The sequence below is a fragment of the Pseudomonas sp. IPO3774 genome, from assembly GCF_013386835.1.
Lineage (GTDB): Bacteria > Pseudomonadota > Gammaproteobacteria > Pseudomonadales > Pseudomonadaceae > Aquipseudomonas.
On record NZ_JACAQY010000055.1, the window covers coordinates 1 to 18,407 of the forward strand.

The following is an 18,407-nucleotide window of genomic DNA, read 5'->3' on the forward strand; positions in this document are numbered from 1 at the left end:
CATTGATGGGTGCGAAGAGGATGTTCATGGACTCTTACGCACACATCTTTACTTGTACATACAAGCATATGCAAGGTTGTTGCCAACTCGACGCGTCGTTGAACAGAGAGGCCTGTAAGGCGCTGAAACACCTGAGTTGCGCGGCCAGCCCTCCGCGAACCCATCGCGCGAATCAACCTTGGCGAGGAACTTGCGCACGGTATTGAGGCACAAAGTAACAATCTGCCAGAAGCTGGTGCGCGCACGAGTAACATCCCACGGCATTGACCAGCGCGCGTGCACCTGTGGTCACAACCCGTTACTGTCGACCCTGGAAAGATCCGGCCCGCGGCGAAAACACGCACTCAAGGCTTTTGAGATTTTCGTGCCAAACCACGGTTTTTCGTACCCAGCCCAGAAATTTGAGAGAAAATGCAAACCCAGCACACGGTCCGTTGTCATTTGCCCCATGCGTAAACTTCTTGGCTTTACCCTCATCATGGCCCTGGTCGCCGCCGTTTCCGCCTATCTGGTCTGGACCCAGGAGCGCCCCGTGGGCCATTACCTGTCCGACCTGCGGATCAACCTGGCCGTCGACCAGGGCGTGCCCGCCGACCGCGGCAACCTGTTGGGCATCCAGCCGGAACTGTTCCCCGCCGACTACCAGAGCCTGGAACGCCTGCACCTCAAGCTGGCGGCCTATCTGCAAAACGCCCGTGACCAGGGCCTGATCAACGACAAGACCATCGTGGTACTGCCGGAACATATCGGCACCTGGCTGATGGTCAGCGGCGAAAAGAACGAGCTGTACCAGGCCACCAACCTCAAGGAAGCGATGAACTGGTTGTCGGCGAGCAACCCGCTGCTGTTCCTGCGGGCCTTGATCAGCGCCAAGGGTGACGACCGTATCGACGACGCCTACCTGCGTATGAAGGCCCCGGCCATGGCCCGCGACTATCAAGTGCTGTTCGGTGGCCTGGCCAAGGAATTCGGCGTGACCCTGGTGGCCGGCTCCATTGCCCTGCCCAACCCGAGCGTCAACCAGGGCCAGCTGCAGATCGGCCATGGCGCGCTGTACAACACCAGTGTGGTCTTCGACCGCGATGGCTTGCCGCTGGGCCAGCCGCAACGCCAGCTGTATCCGATTTTTGACGAGCGCGGTTTTATTGAGCCGGGCGATGAAAACAGCGTCAGCGTGGTCGATACCCCGGCCGGGCGCCTGGGCATCCTGATCGGCAGCGACAGCTGGTACCCGGACAACTACCGCAAGCTCAACGAGCAAGGCGCCCAGTTGGTGGCGGTGCCGGCCTTCGTGATTGGCCGCGAGACCTGGGACAAGCCGTGGCGCGGCTTCAAAAGCGTGTCGACGCCAGCCGAGATCAGCCTCAAGCCCGAAGAGCTCAGCGAAGGCGAAGCCTGGCACCGCCTGACCCTGATCAGCCAGCAACCCATCAGCCAGGCCACCGCCGGCATGAGCGTGTTCCTGCGCGGGCAGTTCTTTGACATGGGCAGCGCCGGGCAAAGCTTCCTCAGCAGCAACGGCCAGGTGTTCGCCGACGGCAATGCCCGTGGCGCGCGCCTGCTGAACGTGTGGCTGTAACTCAATGAAGCCGGTGCGGCTTGGGGATTTGTCGGTGGGCTTCGTCCACACCTTGGCCGATGCGATCCACAGCCATGGCCTGGACCCGCAACCGTTGCTGCTGCAATACGGCCTTGACCCGGCACGCCTGGCCGAGGCGGGTGCACGCTTGTCGATCCCGCGCTATATGCGCCTGGGCTTTGCGGCCATCCAGTTGACCGGCGATGCCAGCCTGGGCCTGCGCATGGGCCAGCTCAGCCGCCTGAGCCAGGCCGGGCTCGCCGGGGTCACCGCCGCCCAGGCGCCCACCGTGCGCGAAGCCGCCCGTACCCTGACGCGCTTCGAAGCCTTGTACGGCTCCAACTATCGCGGCCAGTCGAGCTTTCACGAGGACACGGATGGCGCCTGGTTGCGCTTCTATTCCATTAGCCCCTACAACGCCTACAACCGCTTTGTGGTGGATTCGATCATCGCCGGGTGGCTGCATCAGTTGTCGAGCCTGAGCCTGCAACCGGTGCAGGCGCAACGCATCGAAATCGAATTCGAAGCACCGGACTACAGCGAGCGCTACAGCGTGCTGGGGGACTGCCCGATCCAGTTTGGCGCCGAGCACAACCAACTGCGCCTGAGCCAGAAAACCCTGGCCCTGCGCAACCCGGAACACTGCCCGAGTACCTGGCAATTACTGGTGCAGTTGTGTGAACGGGAACTGGAGCAGTTGACGCGCACCCGCAGCCTGCGCGAGCGCATTACCCGCTTGCTCGGGCCGATGCTCAATGGTGGCCGGGAACCCGACCTGGAAGAAGTGGCGTCACGCTTGAAACTGCCGACCTGGACCCTGCGGCGCAAGCTGGCGGAAGAAGGGACTCAGTTCCGGGCGATTCTCAACGACACTCGCCGCGACCTGGCCATGACCTACATTCGCGATACCGAACTGGCGTTCGGTGAAATTGCCTATTTGCTCGGTTTTGCTTCAGCGGAAGCCTTTCAACGGGCGTTCAAGCGCTGGAACAGCCAGACCCCAGGGGAATTTCGCCGCAGTCAGCGGCATTCCGCCTGACGTCTGTCTTACAGCTCGGTGGCATCATCGGCCGGATCCAGCGGATCCAGTTCAAAGGCGTGGTACTCGAGCAATTCTTCCTGGTAATCGTCCATGGTTGACTCCTTGTTTTATGAAAAGGGGTTGCTTAGTGACCTGCACAACCAGCCTAAAGTGCCGTCATGACGAAAAAATGTCCGTGGCATGACGTTCCTGCACTTCAGGATTAAACGTAGCAGGATTGCCTTGATTTAGCCGGATGAATTTTAGATGCAACTGCAATCATTGCAATTGCAATCGTAAGCCGAATTCCTTTAGGGTATGGGCACCCGTTGCCAAGCGACCCTGCTCATGACTGCCAGCACCGAACGCTCTGCCCTGATCTGCATCGACGCCCTGAATGCAACGCAGCAGCCCCGCTGCTCGCCCCTGTATAGCGTGATGACCATGGCCAACACCCTGGAGTCCAGCCGGCAGGCGTGGGTGATTCGCGGCCAGTCGCGCTCACGCCGAGTGGTGAGCTGGCCCACCTGGTTCGCGCGCAATACCGGGGAAAAACCCATGCTGTACCTGCACACGGCCGCGTCATCGGCGCAGTTGCGCGCGCTGTCCGGCGAGACCCGTCAGCGGGGCATCCTGTGCAACGACAATGCAACCCAGCCCTCCCCTTCACTGCCCTTATGGCTGGCCAGCAATCCTCACTGCACACCTTATGACCCGGCCTCCGGCGAGGAAGCCCGGGCGATTGTGCTGGCGGGTTTGCAGGCGCTGTATGTCGACGGCGAGCCGGGGTTCTACTACCTGGCACTGCACGATCAACACGAAGGGCCAGGGCTGAGCCCGCAGGATAGTGAGCATGCGCTCAGGGGCATGTACCGGGTCCGGCGCTCATACACCAGTGAATTGAGGGTGCGGTTGCTGGGTGCGGGTCGAGCGTTTGAAGAAGTCGTGCACGCCGCGCAGTTGCTCGAGACGGATTGGAACGTCGAGGCGCAACTGTGGAGTTGCCCCAGCTATACACGGCTGGCCCGCGAAGCGAATGCGGCGCAACGCTGGAACCGCCTGCACCCGTTGGAACCGAAGCGCAGTTGTCATCTAAGGGATTGCCTGGCTGGGGATGGCGCGCCGGTGGTCGCGGTCACCGGGTATCCGCAGCCTATCGTTGACCAGTTGGCAGGGCATGTGGATGCGCGTTTTGTAGCGTTGGGTGCGGGCTCCGTGGAAACGTCAGCACCCAGTCGATATTGGGTAGCGGTGCTGGCATTGAAGGCGTTGGCGGATGACGGCTGGATCGAAGCAGAACAGGTGGAGACCGCCCTGAATCGATATCACCTGAAATGACGATCTGCAATCCATCGCAGATCAAATGTGGGAGCGGGCTTGCTCGCGAAGACGGTGTGCCTGTTGATATTACTGTTGCTGACACACCGCTTTCGCGAGCAAGCCCGCTCCCACACGGAATCCGCGTCGTCTGGAATATTTGCTTCAGGGCTTACGCCGCCCACGGGTCTGCACGCCCGCCTCCATCGCCAGCCCCGCGGTACGTTCCAATGCCTCGGCAAAAACCCGGCGTTGCTCGCTGTCGAGCTGCGACAAAAACAATTCATCCACGCTGCTTTCGTAGATTTTCCACATCTTTTTACGCAATACCCGGCCCGCGTCGGTGATCGAGACAAAGGCAGCACGCCCGTCACCGTCGGAGCGCGAACGCACCACCAGGCCGTCCTTTTCCAGGCGGTCGACCAGGCGCGTCAGGTTGTAGCGTTCGATGGCCAGCACATCGGCCAATTCGTGCATGCGCCGGGTGCCATCGGGGCCACTTTCCAGGCCCCACAAAGCGTCGTACCAGGCATACGGCGGCAGACCGGCATCGGCCAGGCGCCGTTCGATTTCACGGATGACCGTCCTGTGGGCCCGAACAAAACGGAACCAGACATCAGGCTCTTTCGACGACATGCAACACCATCCGGGGAATTTCAAGAAGGTTGCAATAGTAGCTCATCCCGCGCTAGATTCAGCCATGTAGTTGCAATTGCAACTACATTCGCAAAGCTCCCACAAGGAGCCCACACGCTGAAACCCGTCCACCCTGGAGCCTGACATGACCCCGAACACTGCAGTACGCCTCGACGACGATCCACAGGAAACCCGCGAATGGCTGGAGTCCATCGAATCGGTGCTGTCCACCGAAGGCCGCCCGCGCGCGCATTACCTGATTGATCAGTTGCTGGATTTCGACGTGGCGCGGCATGGCGACTTCTACGGGCGGGTGACCACCCCGTACGTCAACACCATCCCGGTAGACCGCCAGTTGCCCTACCCCGGCAACCTGGCCACCGAGCGCCGGCTGAATGCGTTTATTCGCTGGAACGCCATGGCCATGGTGCTGCGCGCGGGCAAACATTCCGGCGTGGGCGGGCATATCGCAACCTATGCGTCGGCTGCGGTGCTGTATGACGTAGGCTTCGACCATTTCTTCCGTGGCCGAACTGAAAGCTTCGATGGCGACCTGGTGTACATCCAGGGCCACTCCGCGCCGGGCATTTACGGGCGGGCGTACCTCGAAGGCCGGATCAGCGAAGCGCAGCTGGACAACTTCCGCCGGGAAGCCGGTGGCGACGGTTTGTCATCCTATCCGCACCCTCGCCTGATGCCGGACTTCTGGCAGTTTCCTACGGTTTCCATGGGCCTCGGACCGATTACCGCCGCGTATCAGGCGCGCTTCATGCGCTACCTGGAGTTCCGCGACCTCAAGCAGCACCAGGGCCGCAAGGTGTGGGCGTTCCTCGGTGATGGCGAGATGGATCAGCCGGAATCCCTGGCAGCCATTTCCCTGGCCGGGCGCGAGAAGCTCGACAACCTGATCTTCGTGGTCAACTGCAACCTGCAACGCCTGGATGGGCCGGTGCGCGGCAATGCCAAGGTGATCCAGGAGTTCGAAAGCCTGTACCGCGCCGCCGGCTGGAACGTGATCAAGGTAATCTGGGGCGGCGGCTGGGATGCGCTGCTGGAAAAGGATAAAAGCGGCTTGCTGCGCCAGCGCATGATGGAGTGCGTGGACGGCGACTATCAAAACTACAAATCACAAAACGGCGCCTACGTGCGGGAACACTTCTTCGGCAAATACCCGGAGTTGCTGGCGCTGGTGGCAGACATGTCCGACGACGATATCTGGAAACTCTCACGGGGCGGCCATGACCCGGACAAGGTCTACAACGCCTATGCCGCCGCCGTGCGTCACAGCGGCCAGCCGACGGTGATCCTGGCGAAAACCGTCAAGGGCTTCGGCATGGGCGAGGCCGGCGAAGGCCAGAACATCAACCACCAGCTGAAAAAGATGGGCGCTGAAGCCGTCAAAGCCTTCCGCGATCGCTTCGGGCTGGAAGTGGCCGACGACCAACTGGCTGAAATCCCGTATCTCAAACCGGCCGCCGACAGCGAAGAGGCCCGCTATTTCGCCGCCCGCCGCCAGTCACTGGGCGGCTACGTGCCGGCTCGCCATAGCGCGGTCGAGTCGCTGAAGATCCCGGAACTGGATGCCTTCGCCACCCAGCTCAAGGACACCGGCGAACGCGCGATCTCCACCACCATGGCCTTTGTGCGCATCCTCGGCACCCTGCTCAAGGACCCGAACCTGGGCAAACTGATCGTGCCCATCGTGCCGGACGAGTCCCGCACCTTTGGCATGGAAAGCCTGTTCCGCCAGATCGGCATTCACTCCGCCGTCGGCCAGCTCTACACCCCACAAGATGCCGGCCAGCTGTCCTACTACAAGGAGAGCAAGGACGGACAGATCATGCAGGAAGGCCTGAATGAATCCGGCGCCATTTCCTCGTGGATCGCAGCAAGTACGTCCTACGCCAACCACGGCTTGATGACCGTACCGTTCTACATTTTCTATTCGATGTTCGGCTTCCAGCGGGTCGGCGACCTGGCCTGGGCCGCAGGTGATGCACGGGCGCGGGGCTTTCTGCTGGGGGCGACGGCCGGGCGCACCACGCTGATGGGCGAAGGCCTGCAGCATGACGATGGCCACAGCCATGTGCTGTCGTCGGTGATCCCGTGCTGCATTTCGTACGATCCGACGTTTGCCTTCGAGCTGGCGGTGATCATTCGCGAAGGCATGCGCCGGATGTACGTCGAGCAAGAGGACATCTACTACTACATCACCCTGCTCAACGAAAACTACCCGCACCCGGCGATGCCCGAAGGCGTCGAGGACGGGATTCTCAAGGGTATGTATCGGTTGAAGGCGGCTGAAGACACCACGCAACCACGGGTACAGCTGATGGGCAGCGGTTCGATCCTGCGGGAAGTCATCGCCGCCGCGGACCTGCTGCGCGATGATTTTGCCGTGGCCAGCGATGTGTGGAGTGTCACCAGCCTGACCGAGCTGCGCCGGGAAGGCCATGCCGTGGAGCGCTGGAACCTGCTGCATCCTGAAAGCGAACCGCGTACCAGCTATGTCGAGCAGTGCCTTGAGGGCCAGCCTGGGCCCGTGGTGGTCGCCACCGACTACATGAAAATCTTTGCCGATCAGATTCGCCCGTTTGTACCGGGCCGGCGCTTTGTGGCGCTGGGCACCGATGGCTTCGGGCAATCGGATACCCGCGAAACCTTGCGCGAGTTCTTCGAGGTGGACCGGTATTTCATTGCCCTGGCGGCCTTGAAGGCGCTGGCGGATGACGGCCTGATCAGCCGCGCCAGGGTGGCGGAGGCGATCAGCCGCTACGGGATCAACGTCGACAAGGCCAACCCCGTAGCGGTGTAGTTACTGTGCAGGCGTCGGCAGAGGCGGAATCGCTTCGGTCGGCGCCGGCGGCGCAGGAGTGGTGGCCTCTGGCGCAGGTGCCGGGGCTTCCTTTGGTGCAATCGGCGCAGGTTCCGCCGGTGGTACTACCGACTCCGATGCCGCTGGCACCACCGCCGGTGTCACTGGGGCTGCCGGTGTGGCTGGCGCTTCTTTTGGCACTTCTTTCGGCGCTTCAACCTTATCGGCCTTATCGGCCGCCGGAGCTGCCTTAGGTTCCGGGATGCCCAGGTCAGCCTTGGGTTTCTCTGGAATATGCGCTGCCTTTTTCACTTCCTGGGGCAGGAAAACGTCCACCAGGGCGAAATAACGCTCATAAAATTTCGGCGCAGACACCGTCTCGCTGGCCACCTTGACCATGGAGTCGTCGGTGGAGCCAATCGGCATCGACACCGAACCCAACACACCCACACCGAGGCTGGCGGAGTTGTTGACCTTCTTCAAGGCGTAGCGATCCTGCAAGGCGTTGGCGAACATCGTCGAGTGATGATTGCCGCTGCCATCGTCGGCACACACCACGTTGAAGCTGATCTGCAGGTGAGTTTCGCCGGTCTGCTGGAAGCTCTTGTTACCCGCCACCAGCTTTGGATCGCTGCTGGTGATGATGTAACCCTGGCTCAACAGCGCACGCCGCGCCGCTTCGCAGGCCGCCGTGTCACTGACCGGGTAATCACGGGAAAACGTGCCGGAGTCGTCGAAGTTCTCATGTTCATAAATAGCGGTCTTGGGTGACGAGCAGCCCGCAGCGCCCGCCAGCACCAGCGCCAACCCGAGGCTACGCAAGTGAAATGATGTCGACATCGAAAATCCTGAGGAAAACAGTCAGGGCGGTATTGTGCAACAGAACGTGGCCTCGGCGCGCGAATTCCTGTCGGTAAAACGTCACAGCCTTACGGGACGGTGTCCGCAGGAAAAAGCCGCTCGCCCATATGGTCGATAAACACGCGCAATTTCGCCGAGGCATGGCGACTTGATGGCCAGAGCATCCAGAAGCTGCCGCTGTGCTCCAGGTAATAGTCCAGCACCCGTTGCAGCCGGCCCTGCTCCACCGATTCGCGGACCATGAAGTCTGGCAGGCAGGCAATCCCCAGGCCTTCATGGGCCACGTGCATCAGTGATTCGATGGTGGTGGAGACCAGCGGCGCACGCAGGGTCGGCTCCGGCAGGCCCGGCTCCGGGCGCAGTGGCCAGGTTTCCAGCTTGCCGGTGGCGCAGAATTTGTGGCGCAGGCAGGCGTGGTCGCTCAAATCCCGGGGCTGGCGCGGCGTACCGTGCAGGCGCAGGTACTCTGGGGACGCCACCAGCACCAGGCGGTAATACCCGAGGTGGCGCGCCATCAAGCGTGAGTCCTCGGGTTTGCCGGTGCGGATCACCGCGTCGAAACCCTCCTCGATCACATCCACCATGCGGTCGGAGAAGTCCACGTCCAGCTCGATCTCGGGATAGGCGCGCATGAAATCCGTCAGTACCGGCATCAACAAGCCGCGCACTTGCGGCAGGCTGACGCGCAACTTGCCTCTGGGGGTGGCGGATGCCTGGCTCAGTTCCTGTTCTGCGGCTTCGACTTCCGCCAGGATGCGCCGGGAGCGTTCGAGAAACAGTGCGCCCTCGCTGGTCAACGTGATACTGCGGGTGCTGCGATGGAACAGCCGCACCCCCAGGCGCTCTTCGATGCGCGCGATGCTTTTGCCAATCGCCGAGGACGACACCCCCAGCATGCGCCCGGCCTCGGTAAAGCTGCGGGTTTCGGCCACCTGCACAAACACTGTAATACTGCCCAGGCTGTCCATCGTCTCGCTCCCGAGGATTGCGGACATTGGCGTCCGATAAGTTCGGAACCTTAGCCTGTTTTTCTCCACCGTGCAGCACCCTACTCTGGCTCCCTGCCCTTTCGTCTGAAAACCGGAGCCAAAAAACATGAGCGACAGCGCCCTATCTTCCACGACCCCCACGGTGAGCCGTGAACGACTGCCTCTGGGCGGTCTGTTGGCATTGGCTACCGCCGGTTTCATCACTATCCTCACCGAAGCCATGCCGGCGGGCTTGCTCCCGCAAATGGGCGCCGGCCTCGGGGTGCCCGAAGCGTTGGTGGGCCAGTTGGTGACCCTGTACGCCCTGGGCTCGCTGTTGGCCGCGATTCCCCTGACCATCGCCACCCGGGGCTGGCGCCGGCGGCCATTGCTGATGATTGCCATCGGCGGGTTTGCCTTGGTCAACAGTGTGACGGCGTTTTCCAGCGATTACCTGCTGACCCTGGTGGCCAGGTTCTTCGCCGGGGTGTTCGCGGGATTGCTCTGGGCGCTGCTGGCCGGTTATGCCAGCCGCATGGTTGCGCCGCACCTGCAAGGCAGGGCCATTGCCGTGGCCATGCTCGGCGCGCCATTGGCGCTGTCACTGGGTGTACCGGCCGGGACATTCCTGGGCACCACGGTGGGCTGGCGCCTGAGCTTCGCGATCATGTCCGGCCTGACGGTTGTGCTGCTGGCCTGGGTGCGCTGGCAGGTCCCGGACTTTGCCGGGCAACAGGCGGAAAAACGCCTGGGGCTGCGCCAGGTGCTGGCACTGCCAGGGATTCGTCCGGTGCTGTTTGTGACTTTCACCTACGTGCTGGCTCATAACATTCTCTACACCTATATCGCGCCGTTCCTGGTACCTGCCGGGATTGCAGCGGACATCGACCAGGTGCTGCTGGTGTTCGGCCTGGCGGCGCTGCTGGGTATCTGGATCGTCGGCGCGCTGATTGATCAGCGACTGCGCGCGTTATTGGTGATCAGCTGCGCAATGTTCGCGCTGTCGGCCCTGGCGCTGGCGTTCTGGATCACCTCGGCGACGGTGATCTACACCACGGTGGCCTTATGGGGGCTGGCGTTTGGCGGTTTGCCGGCATTGCTGCAAACGGCGCTGGCCAAGTCGGCCGGGGATTCAGCCGATGCCGCACAGTCGATGCTGGTGACGGTGTGGAACCTGGGCATCGCCGGTGGCGGACTACTCGGCGGCATGTTGTTGCAAGGGTGGGGAGTGACATCGTTTCCATGGGCGGTCGCCGCGTTGGTCGTACTGGCGCTGATCGCGACGCTGCGTTTAACCGATGTTTAAACGAAACGTGACGTGATGTTTCTTAACTCTTATGATCGCACCGGGTGCGCTGCTGCATACGGCACAGCGCAGGTTAAAGGATAAGCATTGGTCGGGCCGCCAATGGAGACTTGTCGTGCCTGATAAACACCCTGCTATTCCGCGCCCCCAGGTTCTGGTCGAAGGCGCCCTGTCCGCATTGGAGCGGTTTTCAAGGATCGAAGCAGTCAGCGGTATCGTGTTGCTGCTGGCAGCGATCGTCGCGCTGGTCTGGGCCAACAGCCCCGTCGCAGATTCCTACGAACACTTCTGGAACACCCCACTCACTATCGGGCTGGGAGACTTCACAGTCTCGCGCTCGTTGCACTTCCTGGTGAACGATGGGCTGATGACCATCTTCTTCCTGGTGGTGGGCGCCGAGATTCGCCAGGAGATCAGGGACGGCGCACTCGCCAACCTGAAACTGGCCACCCTGCCCCTCGGCGCGGCACTGGGTGGCGTGCTGATGCCGGCGCTGATTTACACCCTGCTCAACCATGGCACGGTCGCGGCCAGTGGCTGGGCAGTGCCCACTGCCACCGACATTGCATTTGCCGTGGGCGTGCTGGCGCTGTTGGGTAAATCCATCCCCGCCGGCGTGCGCATCCTGCTGCTGGCGCTGGCGATCATTGATGACATCGTCGCCATCCTGATCATCGCGATTTTCTATACCGCCAGCCTGGACTACATGGGCCTGGTGATCGCGGCCTGCGGGCTGGCGCTGGTGCTGGTTTTTCAGCGGATGGGAATTGGCAAGGCGGTGGTGTACCTGTTGCCGGGGGCGATTGTCTGGTTTGGGCTGCTCAAGACCGGCGTGCATCCTACGCTTGCCGGCGTGATGCTGGGCATGATGACACCCGTCACGTCCAGGCCCACCCGGGAACGCCCTCTGGACACCATCGGGCGCACGTTCAACGAGCTGATGGAGCGGCTTTCACAATCGGCTGAAAGTGCCCATCAAGTCGCCAAACCGTTGAAGCAATTGAGACAGGCCCAGCGGGAAATGCTGCCGCCGGTGCAACGTATTCAAGCGGGCTTGCACCCCTGGGTGGCCTTTGGCGTCATGCCACTGTTTGCCCTGGCCAACGCCGGAGTGAGCCTGCAAGGGTTCAACCTGGACGATCCACTGCCCCACGGCGTGTTCATGGGGGTCATCCTGGCCCTGGTGCTCGGCAAGCCGCTGGGCGTGATGCTGGCGAGCGTGGTGCTGGTCAAACTGAACATCTGCCAACTGCCGGAGGGCGTGACCTGGAACGGCGTCGCCCTGGTGGGCCTGCTGGCGGGAATTGGTTTCACCATGTCGATTTTCATCTCGTCGCTGGCCTTCTCCGATCCGACGCTGCTGTCGGCTGCCAAGCTGAGTGTGCTGAGCGCTTCGACCCTGGCGGCTGTGATTGGCCTGAGTTGGGGCAAGCTCAAGTTTGCGCGTTGAATCAAGACTGGTTGAGTCAGCTGATTAGTGGATAAAAAAAGACCCCGGCCTCTTCAGGCCGGGGTCTTTTTATTCAGGCTGTTACGAGATCAGAACTTCTTGATCTCAGCCTTGGTTTCCAACTGCTTGCGATAGGCGGCGAAGTCTTGCTGGCCGACACGGGACGCGAGGAAGCGGCGGTACTGAGCCTTCTCGTCATCGGTCGGTGCAGCGGCTTCATTGACCGCGTTCAAGCGCACGATCACCAGGCTACCGTCTGGCAGTGTCACGCTGGTGAAGGTCGGCTTGTCCTTGGCCGCAGGCTTTGGCATGCGGAACAGGGCTTGCAGCACGGCTGGCTCGACGCCTTCCTGGCCACGGGTGGCCGCTTCGGTGACTTTCCAGGCCTGGCCATCCACCGGCTGGTTCAGCGGGGTCTTGCCATCACGCAGGTTGGCAATCAGCTCGTCCGCGTGAGTCTTCGCCGCAGCGCTCGCGCGCTCCTTGGTCAACTGGGCACGGATGGCAGTGGCAACGCTTTCCAGCGGCAGCTGGGTAGGCTTCAGGTGCTCTTTGGCACGCAGTACCACGATGGTTTCCGGGTCCAGCTCGATGGCGGTGCTGTTGGCACCCTCATCCAGTACTTCAGGGCTGAATGCAGCGGTCACCACGGCACGGTTGGCAGCGATGCCTTCGCCACCTTCACGGCCAAACGGCGCGGAGGTGTGCACGGTCAGCTTCAGATCCGACGCCGGCTGGGCCAGGTCGGAAGCTTCGAATGCAGCGTCTTCCAGTTGCTTGGTCGCGTCGACGAAACGCTGTTCAACCTGCTGGGTCTTGAGCTCGCGGGTCAGCTTGTCTTTCAGGCTGGCGAACGATGGCACTTCAGGTGCTTCAACGCCCAACAGCTTGATCAGGTGCCAGCCGAAGCTGGAACGCACCGGTGCCGAGACCTGGTCCTTGTTCAGTGCATACAGCGCTGTTTCGAAGGCAGGGTCGTAGACGCCAGGGCCAGCGAAACCGAGGTCACCGCCGTTGTTCGCAGAACCCGGATCCTGGGAGAACTCCTTGGCCAGGGCTTCGAACTTCTCGCCCTTGGCCAGGCGCGCCTGGATTTCTTCGATCTTGGCCTTGGCCTGCTCGTCAGTGGTCTTGTCGTTGACTTCAATCAGGATGTGCGCCGCGCGACGCTGTTCAGCGAGGTTGGCGGTTTCTTTCTGATAGAGGGCTTGCAGCTCATCGTCCTTGACCGCGACCTGGTCGAAGAAGGAAGCCTTCTTCAGCTCCAGATAGTCGATGACCACCTGGTCCGGGGTCATGAACTCCTTGGCGTGCTGGTCGTAGTAAGCCTTGACCTCGTCGTCAGTGATCTTCACTGCTGCAGGGTCGGCCTTGACGCTGACGGTGGCAAAATCGCGGGTCTGTTTTTCCAGACGGGCGAACGCGAGCACTTCGGCATCAGTCACAAAACCGCTGCCGGCAATGCCTGCACGAACCTGGCCGATCAGCATTTCCTGGCTCAGCATCTGACGGAATTGCATACGGCTGTAGCCCAGCTGACGGATCACCTGGTCGAAACGCTCAGCGTTGAACTGGCCATCCACCTGGAATTCCGGCGTCTGCAGGATCACTTGATCCAGCGCAGCTTCGGAGAAAGCGAATTTCGAATCGGCCGCGCCTTGCAGCAGCAGCTTGCGATCGATCAGGCCCTTGAGGGCGGCGTCGCGCAGCAGCTTTTCGTCCAGCAAGGAAGCATCGAAGTCCTTGCCCAGCTGTTGCATCAGCTGGCGACGTTGCATGTCGACGGCCTGGCCCAGTTCGCTTTGGGTGATTTCTTCACCGTTGACCTTGGCCACGTCCTGCTTGTTGTTGGTCGAAGCCTGAAAAATAGCCTCGATACCGGTGAACGCCATCAATGCGACGATGATCCCGATAATGGTCTTGGCAATCCAGCCTTGTGAATTGTCCCTGATATTCTGCAGCATGCGTCCCCCAGAAACGGTTGAACTTCAAAATTAGGCAACCGTGGAGCGTGGGTAGAGTCCGGATAGAAGAAAGGCGCATCCGAGGATGCGCCTTCTCGTAACTGGCGGAGCGGACGGGGGTTTGAACCCACACCCCCGGCGTGGCGACCCGATGGATACTCGGGTCAGCTGCCGCTCCGCTGCCAGGTCAGACCTGCGTCCGACCCGGATGGGTAAGGCTTGAGCGAAGCTTAGTTAACGGCTTCTTTCAGGGCTTTACCGGCTTTGAAACCTGGTTTTTTGGCAGCGGCGATTTGCAGAGCCTTGCCAGTCTGTGGGTTACGGCCAGTGCGAGCTGGACGATCGGTCACAGAGAAAGTACCGAAACCAACCAGTACCACAGAGTCGCCGGCCTTGAGAGCGCCAGTGACGGATTCGATTACTGCGTCCAGCGCACGGCCAGCAGCGGCTTTCGGGATATCAGCAGATGCAGCGATAGCATCAATCAGTTCCGACTTGTTCACTCTAAGTCCCCTTATATCTATTGAGTATGATTCTAAGTTTTTTGGTGAAAGCAAAAACCAGTGCTGAATGGCCTACAGACACTTAAGAGCCGCTTTATAACAAGGGCTCTAAAAAGCTGTCAAGGAAGCCCCCAGGCTTAAACGTATTAATGCGTGCTAATTCTTTCCTTAGAGTCAGTCTCGCGTTTTTCATCCTTTGCAACTATCTCAGGAGCCACATCCGGCAAGGGCTCCGGCGCGTATTGCAGCGCAATTTGCAGGACCTCGTCAATCCATTTAACCGGTTTAATCTGCAGATCCTGCTTGATGTTGTCAGGAATCTCCTTCAAGTCGCGGACATTCTCTTCAGGAATGATCACAGTCTTGATACCACCGCGGTGTGCAGCCAGCAATTTCTCTTTGAGGCCACCAATGGCCAGTACCTGGCCACGCAGGGTGATTTCCCCGGTCATGGCGACATCGGCGCGCACCGGAATGCCGGTCAGGGCTGATACCAGTGCCGTGCACATGCCTACGCCTGCGCTAGGACCGTCTTTCGGCGTTGCCCCTTCCGGCATGTGGATGTGGGTGTCGTGCTTCTCGTGGAAGTCCAGGGGGATCCCCAGGCTCTTGGCGCGGCTGCGCACCACGGTCTGCGCGGCGGTGATGGATTCAACCATCACGTCACCCAGGGAACCGGTCTTGATCAGTTGCCCTTTGCCCGGGATCACGGCGGCCTCGATGGTCAGCAATTCGCCGCCCACCTGGGTCCACGCCAGGCCAGTGACCTGGCCTACCTGGTCCTGCTGCTCAGCCAGGCCGTAGCGGAATTTGCGCACGCCCAGGAAGTGTTCCAGCAGGTCAGCGGTGACCTTCACCGAGAAGCGTTTTTCCAGCGCATGTTCCTTCACGGCCTTGCGGCAGATCTTCGCCAGTTGACGCTCAAGGCCCCGTACACCGGCCTCGCGGGTGTAGAAACGAATGATGTCGCGGATCGCGTCGGCATCAAATTCGATCTCGCCTTTTTTCAGGCCGTTGGCCGCAATCTGCTTGGGCGAGAGGTATTTGACGGCGATGTTGATCTTCTCGTCTTCGGTGTAACCCGGCAGACGAATCACCTCCATCCGGTCCAGCAAGGCTGGCGGAATATTCATCGAGTTGGAGGTGCACAGGAACATTACGTCGGACAGGTCGTAGTCGACTTCCAGGTAATGGTCGTTGAAATTGTGGTTCTGCTCGGGGTCGAGCACTTCCAGCAAAGCAGACGCCGGGTCGCCACGCATGTCGCTGCCCATCTTGTCGATTTCATCGAGCAGGAACAGCGGGTTGCGCACACCCACCTTTGTCATCTTTTGAATCAATCTTCCTGGCATCGAACCGATGTAAGTCCGGCGATGACCACGGATTTCCGCTTCATCACGCACACCGCCCAGGGCCATGCGCACGAATTTGCGGTTGGTGGCGTGGGCAATCGACTCCGCCAGCGAGGTTTTACCCACACCAGGAGGACCGACCAGGCACAACACCGGGCCACGAATCTTCTTCACGCGCTTTTGCACGGCGAGGTATTCGAGAATGCGTTCCTTGACTTCTTCGAGGCCGTAGTGATCGGCGTCGAGAATATCTTCGGCGCGGGCCAGGTCCAGGCGCACCTTGGTCTGGGCCTTCCACGGCACCTGCACCAGCCAGTCGATATACGAACGAACCACGGTGGCTTCGGCCGACATCGGCGACATTTGCTTGAGCTTGTTCAGCTCGGCAGTGGCCTTGGTCAACGCGTCTTTCGGCAGGCCGGCGGCATCGATGCGCTTTTTCAGCTCCTCGATTTCGTTGTGGCCTTCCTCGCTGTCGCCCAGCTCTTTCTGAATGGCCTTCATCTGCTCATTCAGGTAGTACTCGCGCTGGCTGCGCTCCATTTGCTTTTTGACACGGCCGCGAATGCGCTTCTCAACCTGCAGCAGGTCGATTTCGGCATCCAGCAGCGCCAGGACGTGTTCGACCCGGGCCGACAAATCGATGATCTCGAGAATGTCCTGCTTCTGCTCGATTTTCAGCGCCATGTGCGCGGCCATGGTGTCGACCAGGCGGCTTGGCTCATCAATGCTGTTGAGGGAGGAGAGGACTTCTGCGGGGACTTTCTTGCCCAGTTGCACGTATTGCTCGAACTGGGACAGCAGGCTGCGAACGAACACTTCGGATTCGCGCTCAGGGGCGTCGACTTCGTCGATCAGCGCCACTTCGGCACGCAGGTGGCCGTCCACTTCCATGAAGCGCTCGACCGCACCGCGCTGCTCGCCTTCCACCAGCACCTTGACGGTGCCATCAGGCAGCTTGAGCAGTTGCAGGACAGTTGCAACGGTACCAACGCGATACAGGGCATCTTCGCCCGGATCATCGTCAGCAGGATTTCTCTGGGCCAGCAGCAGAATCTGCTTGTCGCCCGTCATCGCGGCCTCGAGGGCTTCGATAGACTTCTCGCGCCCCACGAACAGCGGGATAACCATGTGCGGATAGACGACGACATCACGCAACGGCAGGAGAGGCAATTCGATGGTTGTCTTCATGATTTCGCCTCTATGACAGATGAAAGTAAGCTTGAAACCAAGATGGGGGCTGCCTGCAAAAAAAACAAGCGTAATGGCATCAGTTAAACGCAGTAAAAACAAAGGGGCCCCTTAAGGCCCCTTTATTTTGTACAGCTCGGCAGTGCAGCGCTTACGCGTCTGGCGCAGCCTTGGCAGCCGGCTCACTGTTTTCGTAGATATACAGTGGCTTGGACTTGCCTTCTATAACGCTTTCGTCGATCACCACTTTACTCACCTCGGACTGCGAGGGGATTTCGTACATGGTGTCGAGCAGTACGCCTTCGAGGATCGAGCGCAAACCACGGGCGCCGGTCTTGCGCTCCAGTGCCCGCTTGGCCACCGATTTGAGCGCGTCAGCACGGAACTCGAGGTCCACACCTTCCATCTCGAACAGCTTGGCGTATTGCTTGGTCAGGGCGTTTTTCGGCTCGGTGAGGATCTGCATCAACGCAGCCTCATCCAGCTCGTCCAGCGTCGCCAGGACCGGCAGACGGCCAACGAATTCCGGGATCAGACCGAACTTGACCAAATCGTCAGGCTCGACTTCACGCAGGGATTCACCGACTTTCTTGCCTTCTTCCTTGCTGCGTACTTCTGCACTGAAGCCAATGCCGCCACGGGTGGAACGGTTTTGAATAACCTTTTCCAGGCCGGAGAACGCACCGCCACAGATGAACAGGATGTTGCGCGTATCAACCTGAAGGAATTCCTGCTGCGGGTGCTTGCGGCCGCCTTGTGGCGGTACGGAAGCAACCGTGCCTTCGATCAGTTTCAACAGCGCTTGCTGCACGCCTTCACCGGAAACGTCCCGGGTGATCGACGGGTTGTCGGATTTGCGCGAAATCTTGTCGATTTCATCGATGTAGACAATGCCCATCTGGGCCTTCTCCACGTCGTAGTCGCATTTCTGCAGCAGCTTCTGAATGATGTTCTCGACGTCTTCACCTACGTAACCGGCCTCGGTAAGAGTGGTTGCGTCAGCGATGGTGAAGGGAACGTTCAGCAGGCGAGCCAGGGTCTCTGCAAGCAGGGTTTTACCCGAGCCTGTAGGGCCGATCAGCAAGATGTTGCTTTTGCCGAGCTCGACGTCGTCACTTTTCTTGTCACGCTGGTTCAGACGCTTGTAGTGGTTGTACACCGCTACGGCCAGAACCTTCTTTGCACGCTCTTGACCAATCACATACTGATCAAGGATGCCGCTGATTTCTTTAGGCGAAGGCAATTTATGCGCGCTGCTTTCGGCCTGGGCTTCCTGCACCTCCTCACGGATGATGTCATTGCACAGGTCGACGCACTCGTCGCAGATAAAGACCGAGGGGCCGGCAATCAACTTGCGTACTTCATGCTGGCTTTTGCCACAGAAGGAGCAATAGAGCAGCTTGCCGTTGTCCTCGCCGTTGCGGGTGTCAGTCATTCGTTCGAT

13 protein-coding genes are annotated in these 18,407 nt (G+C 60.4%); 6 read left to right on the top strand and 7 right to left on the bottom strand.

Annotation, left to right across the window (positions count from 1 at the left end; all coding sequences use genetic code 11):
- Window positions 1–448 precede the first annotated feature (448 nt).
- The 3 genes from HYE77_RS26030 to HYE77_RS26040 all read left to right on the top strand — a co-directional run bounded on the left by HYE77_RS26030 (window position 449) and on the right by HYE77_RS26040 (window position 3,938).
- A complete protein-coding gene (locus HYE77_RS26030) occupies window positions 449–1,579 on the top strand; it encodes a carbon-nitrogen hydrolase family protein (protein ID WP_008431963.1) in 1,131 nt (376 codons plus the stop codon).
- A 4-nt stretch (window positions 1,580–1,583) separates the two neighbouring features.
- The gene (locus tag HYE77_RS26035; RefSeq protein WP_008431962.1) at window positions 1,584–2,618 is read left to right on the top strand and encodes an AraC family transcriptional regulator; all 1,035 of its coding nucleotides are present in this window, start codon (window positions 1,584–1,586) and stop codon (window positions 2,616–2,618) included.
- A 300-nt stretch (window positions 2,619–2,918) separates the two neighbouring features.
- On the top strand, window positions 2,919–3,938 hold the full coding sequence (locus HYE77_RS26040; protein ID WP_134327008.1) for a pyruvate dehydrogenase: 1,020 nt from the start codon (window positions 2,919–2,921) through the stop codon (window positions 3,936–3,938).
- Window positions 3,939–4,082: 144 nt separating this feature from the next.
- Here the strand turns inward: HYE77_RS26040 and HYE77_RS26045 are convergent, their stop codons facing one another.
- A complete protein-coding gene (locus HYE77_RS26045; protein ID WP_177069800.1) occupies window positions 4,083–4,553 on the bottom strand; it encodes a MarR family winged helix-turn-helix transcriptional regulator in 471 nt (156 codons plus the stop codon).
- A gap of 145 nt (window positions 4,554–4,698) precedes the next feature.
- Here HYE77_RS26045 and aceE point away from each other — a divergent pair, with 145 nt between their 5' ends.
- Window positions 4,699–7,368, top strand: a complete 2,670-nt coding sequence (aceE, locus tag HYE77_RS26050) for a pyruvate dehydrogenase (acetyl-transferring), homodimeric type (protein ID WP_003207866.1) — start codon at window positions 4,699–4,701, stop codon at window positions 7,366–7,368.
- Here the strand turns inward: aceE and HYE77_RS26055 are convergent, their stop codons facing one another.
- Window positions 7,369–8,208: a DUF2242 domain-containing protein gene (locus HYE77_RS26055; protein ID WP_177069803.1), complete on the bottom strand. Its 840-nt coding sequence runs from the start codon at window positions 8,206–8,208 to the stop codon at window positions 7,369–7,371. It abuts the gene before it with no gap.
- Between the two features lie 89 nt (window positions 8,209–8,297).
- Window positions 8,298–9,197 carry a LysR family transcriptional regulator gene (locus HYE77_RS26060; protein WP_177069805.1) on the bottom strand — a complete coding sequence of 300 codons (900 nt, stop codon included), beginning with the start codon at window positions 9,195–9,197 and terminating at the stop codon, window positions 8,298–8,300.
- A 127-nt stretch (window positions 9,198–9,324) separates the two neighbouring features.
- Between HYE77_RS26060 and HYE77_RS26065 the strand changes: the two genes are divergently transcribed.
- Together HYE77_RS26065 and nhaA are read left to right on the top strand one after the other, a co-directional pair.
- Window positions 9,325–10,503, top strand: coding sequence for an MFS transporter (locus HYE77_RS26065; RefSeq protein ID WP_102369539.1), 1,179 nt, complete (start codon window positions 9,325–9,327; stop codon window positions 10,501–10,503).
- Window positions 10,504–10,618: 115 nt separating this feature from the next.
- Window positions 10,619–11,953: a Na+/H+ antiporter NhaA gene (gene nhaA / locus HYE77_RS26070; RefSeq protein WP_177069806.1), complete on the top strand. Its 1,335-nt coding sequence runs from the start codon at window positions 10,619–10,621 to the stop codon at window positions 11,951–11,953.
- 89 nt (window positions 11,954–12,042) lie between these two features.
- On the opposite strand, the gene HYE77_RS26075 is transcribed toward nhaA, so the two are convergent.
- The 4 genes from HYE77_RS26075 to clpX form a co-directional block, all read right to left on the bottom strand.
- Window positions 12,043–13,917, bottom strand: a complete 1,875-nt coding sequence (locus tag HYE77_RS26075; protein ID WP_003207860.1) for a SurA N-terminal domain-containing protein — start codon at window positions 13,915–13,917, stop codon at window positions 12,043–12,045.
- A gap of 230 nt (window positions 13,918–14,147) precedes the next feature.
- A complete protein-coding gene (locus HYE77_RS26080; RefSeq protein ID WP_003174819.1) occupies window positions 14,148–14,420 on the bottom strand; it encodes an HU family DNA-binding protein in 273 nt (90 codons plus the stop codon).
- 146 nt (window positions 14,421–14,566) lie between these two features.
- Window positions 14,567–16,963: an endopeptidase La gene (lon, locus tag HYE77_RS26085; protein ID WP_003207858.1), complete on the bottom strand. Its 2,397-nt coding sequence runs from the start codon at window positions 16,961–16,963 to the stop codon at window positions 14,567–14,569.
- Window positions 16,964–17,114: 151 nt separating this feature from the next.
- Window positions 17,115–18,398, bottom strand: coding sequence for an ATP-dependent Clp protease ATP-binding subunit ClpX (gene clpX, locus HYE77_RS26090; RefSeq protein WP_003207856.1), 1,284 nt, complete (start codon window positions 18,396–18,398; stop codon window positions 17,115–17,117).
- Window positions 18,399–18,407: the final 9 nt, after the last annotated feature.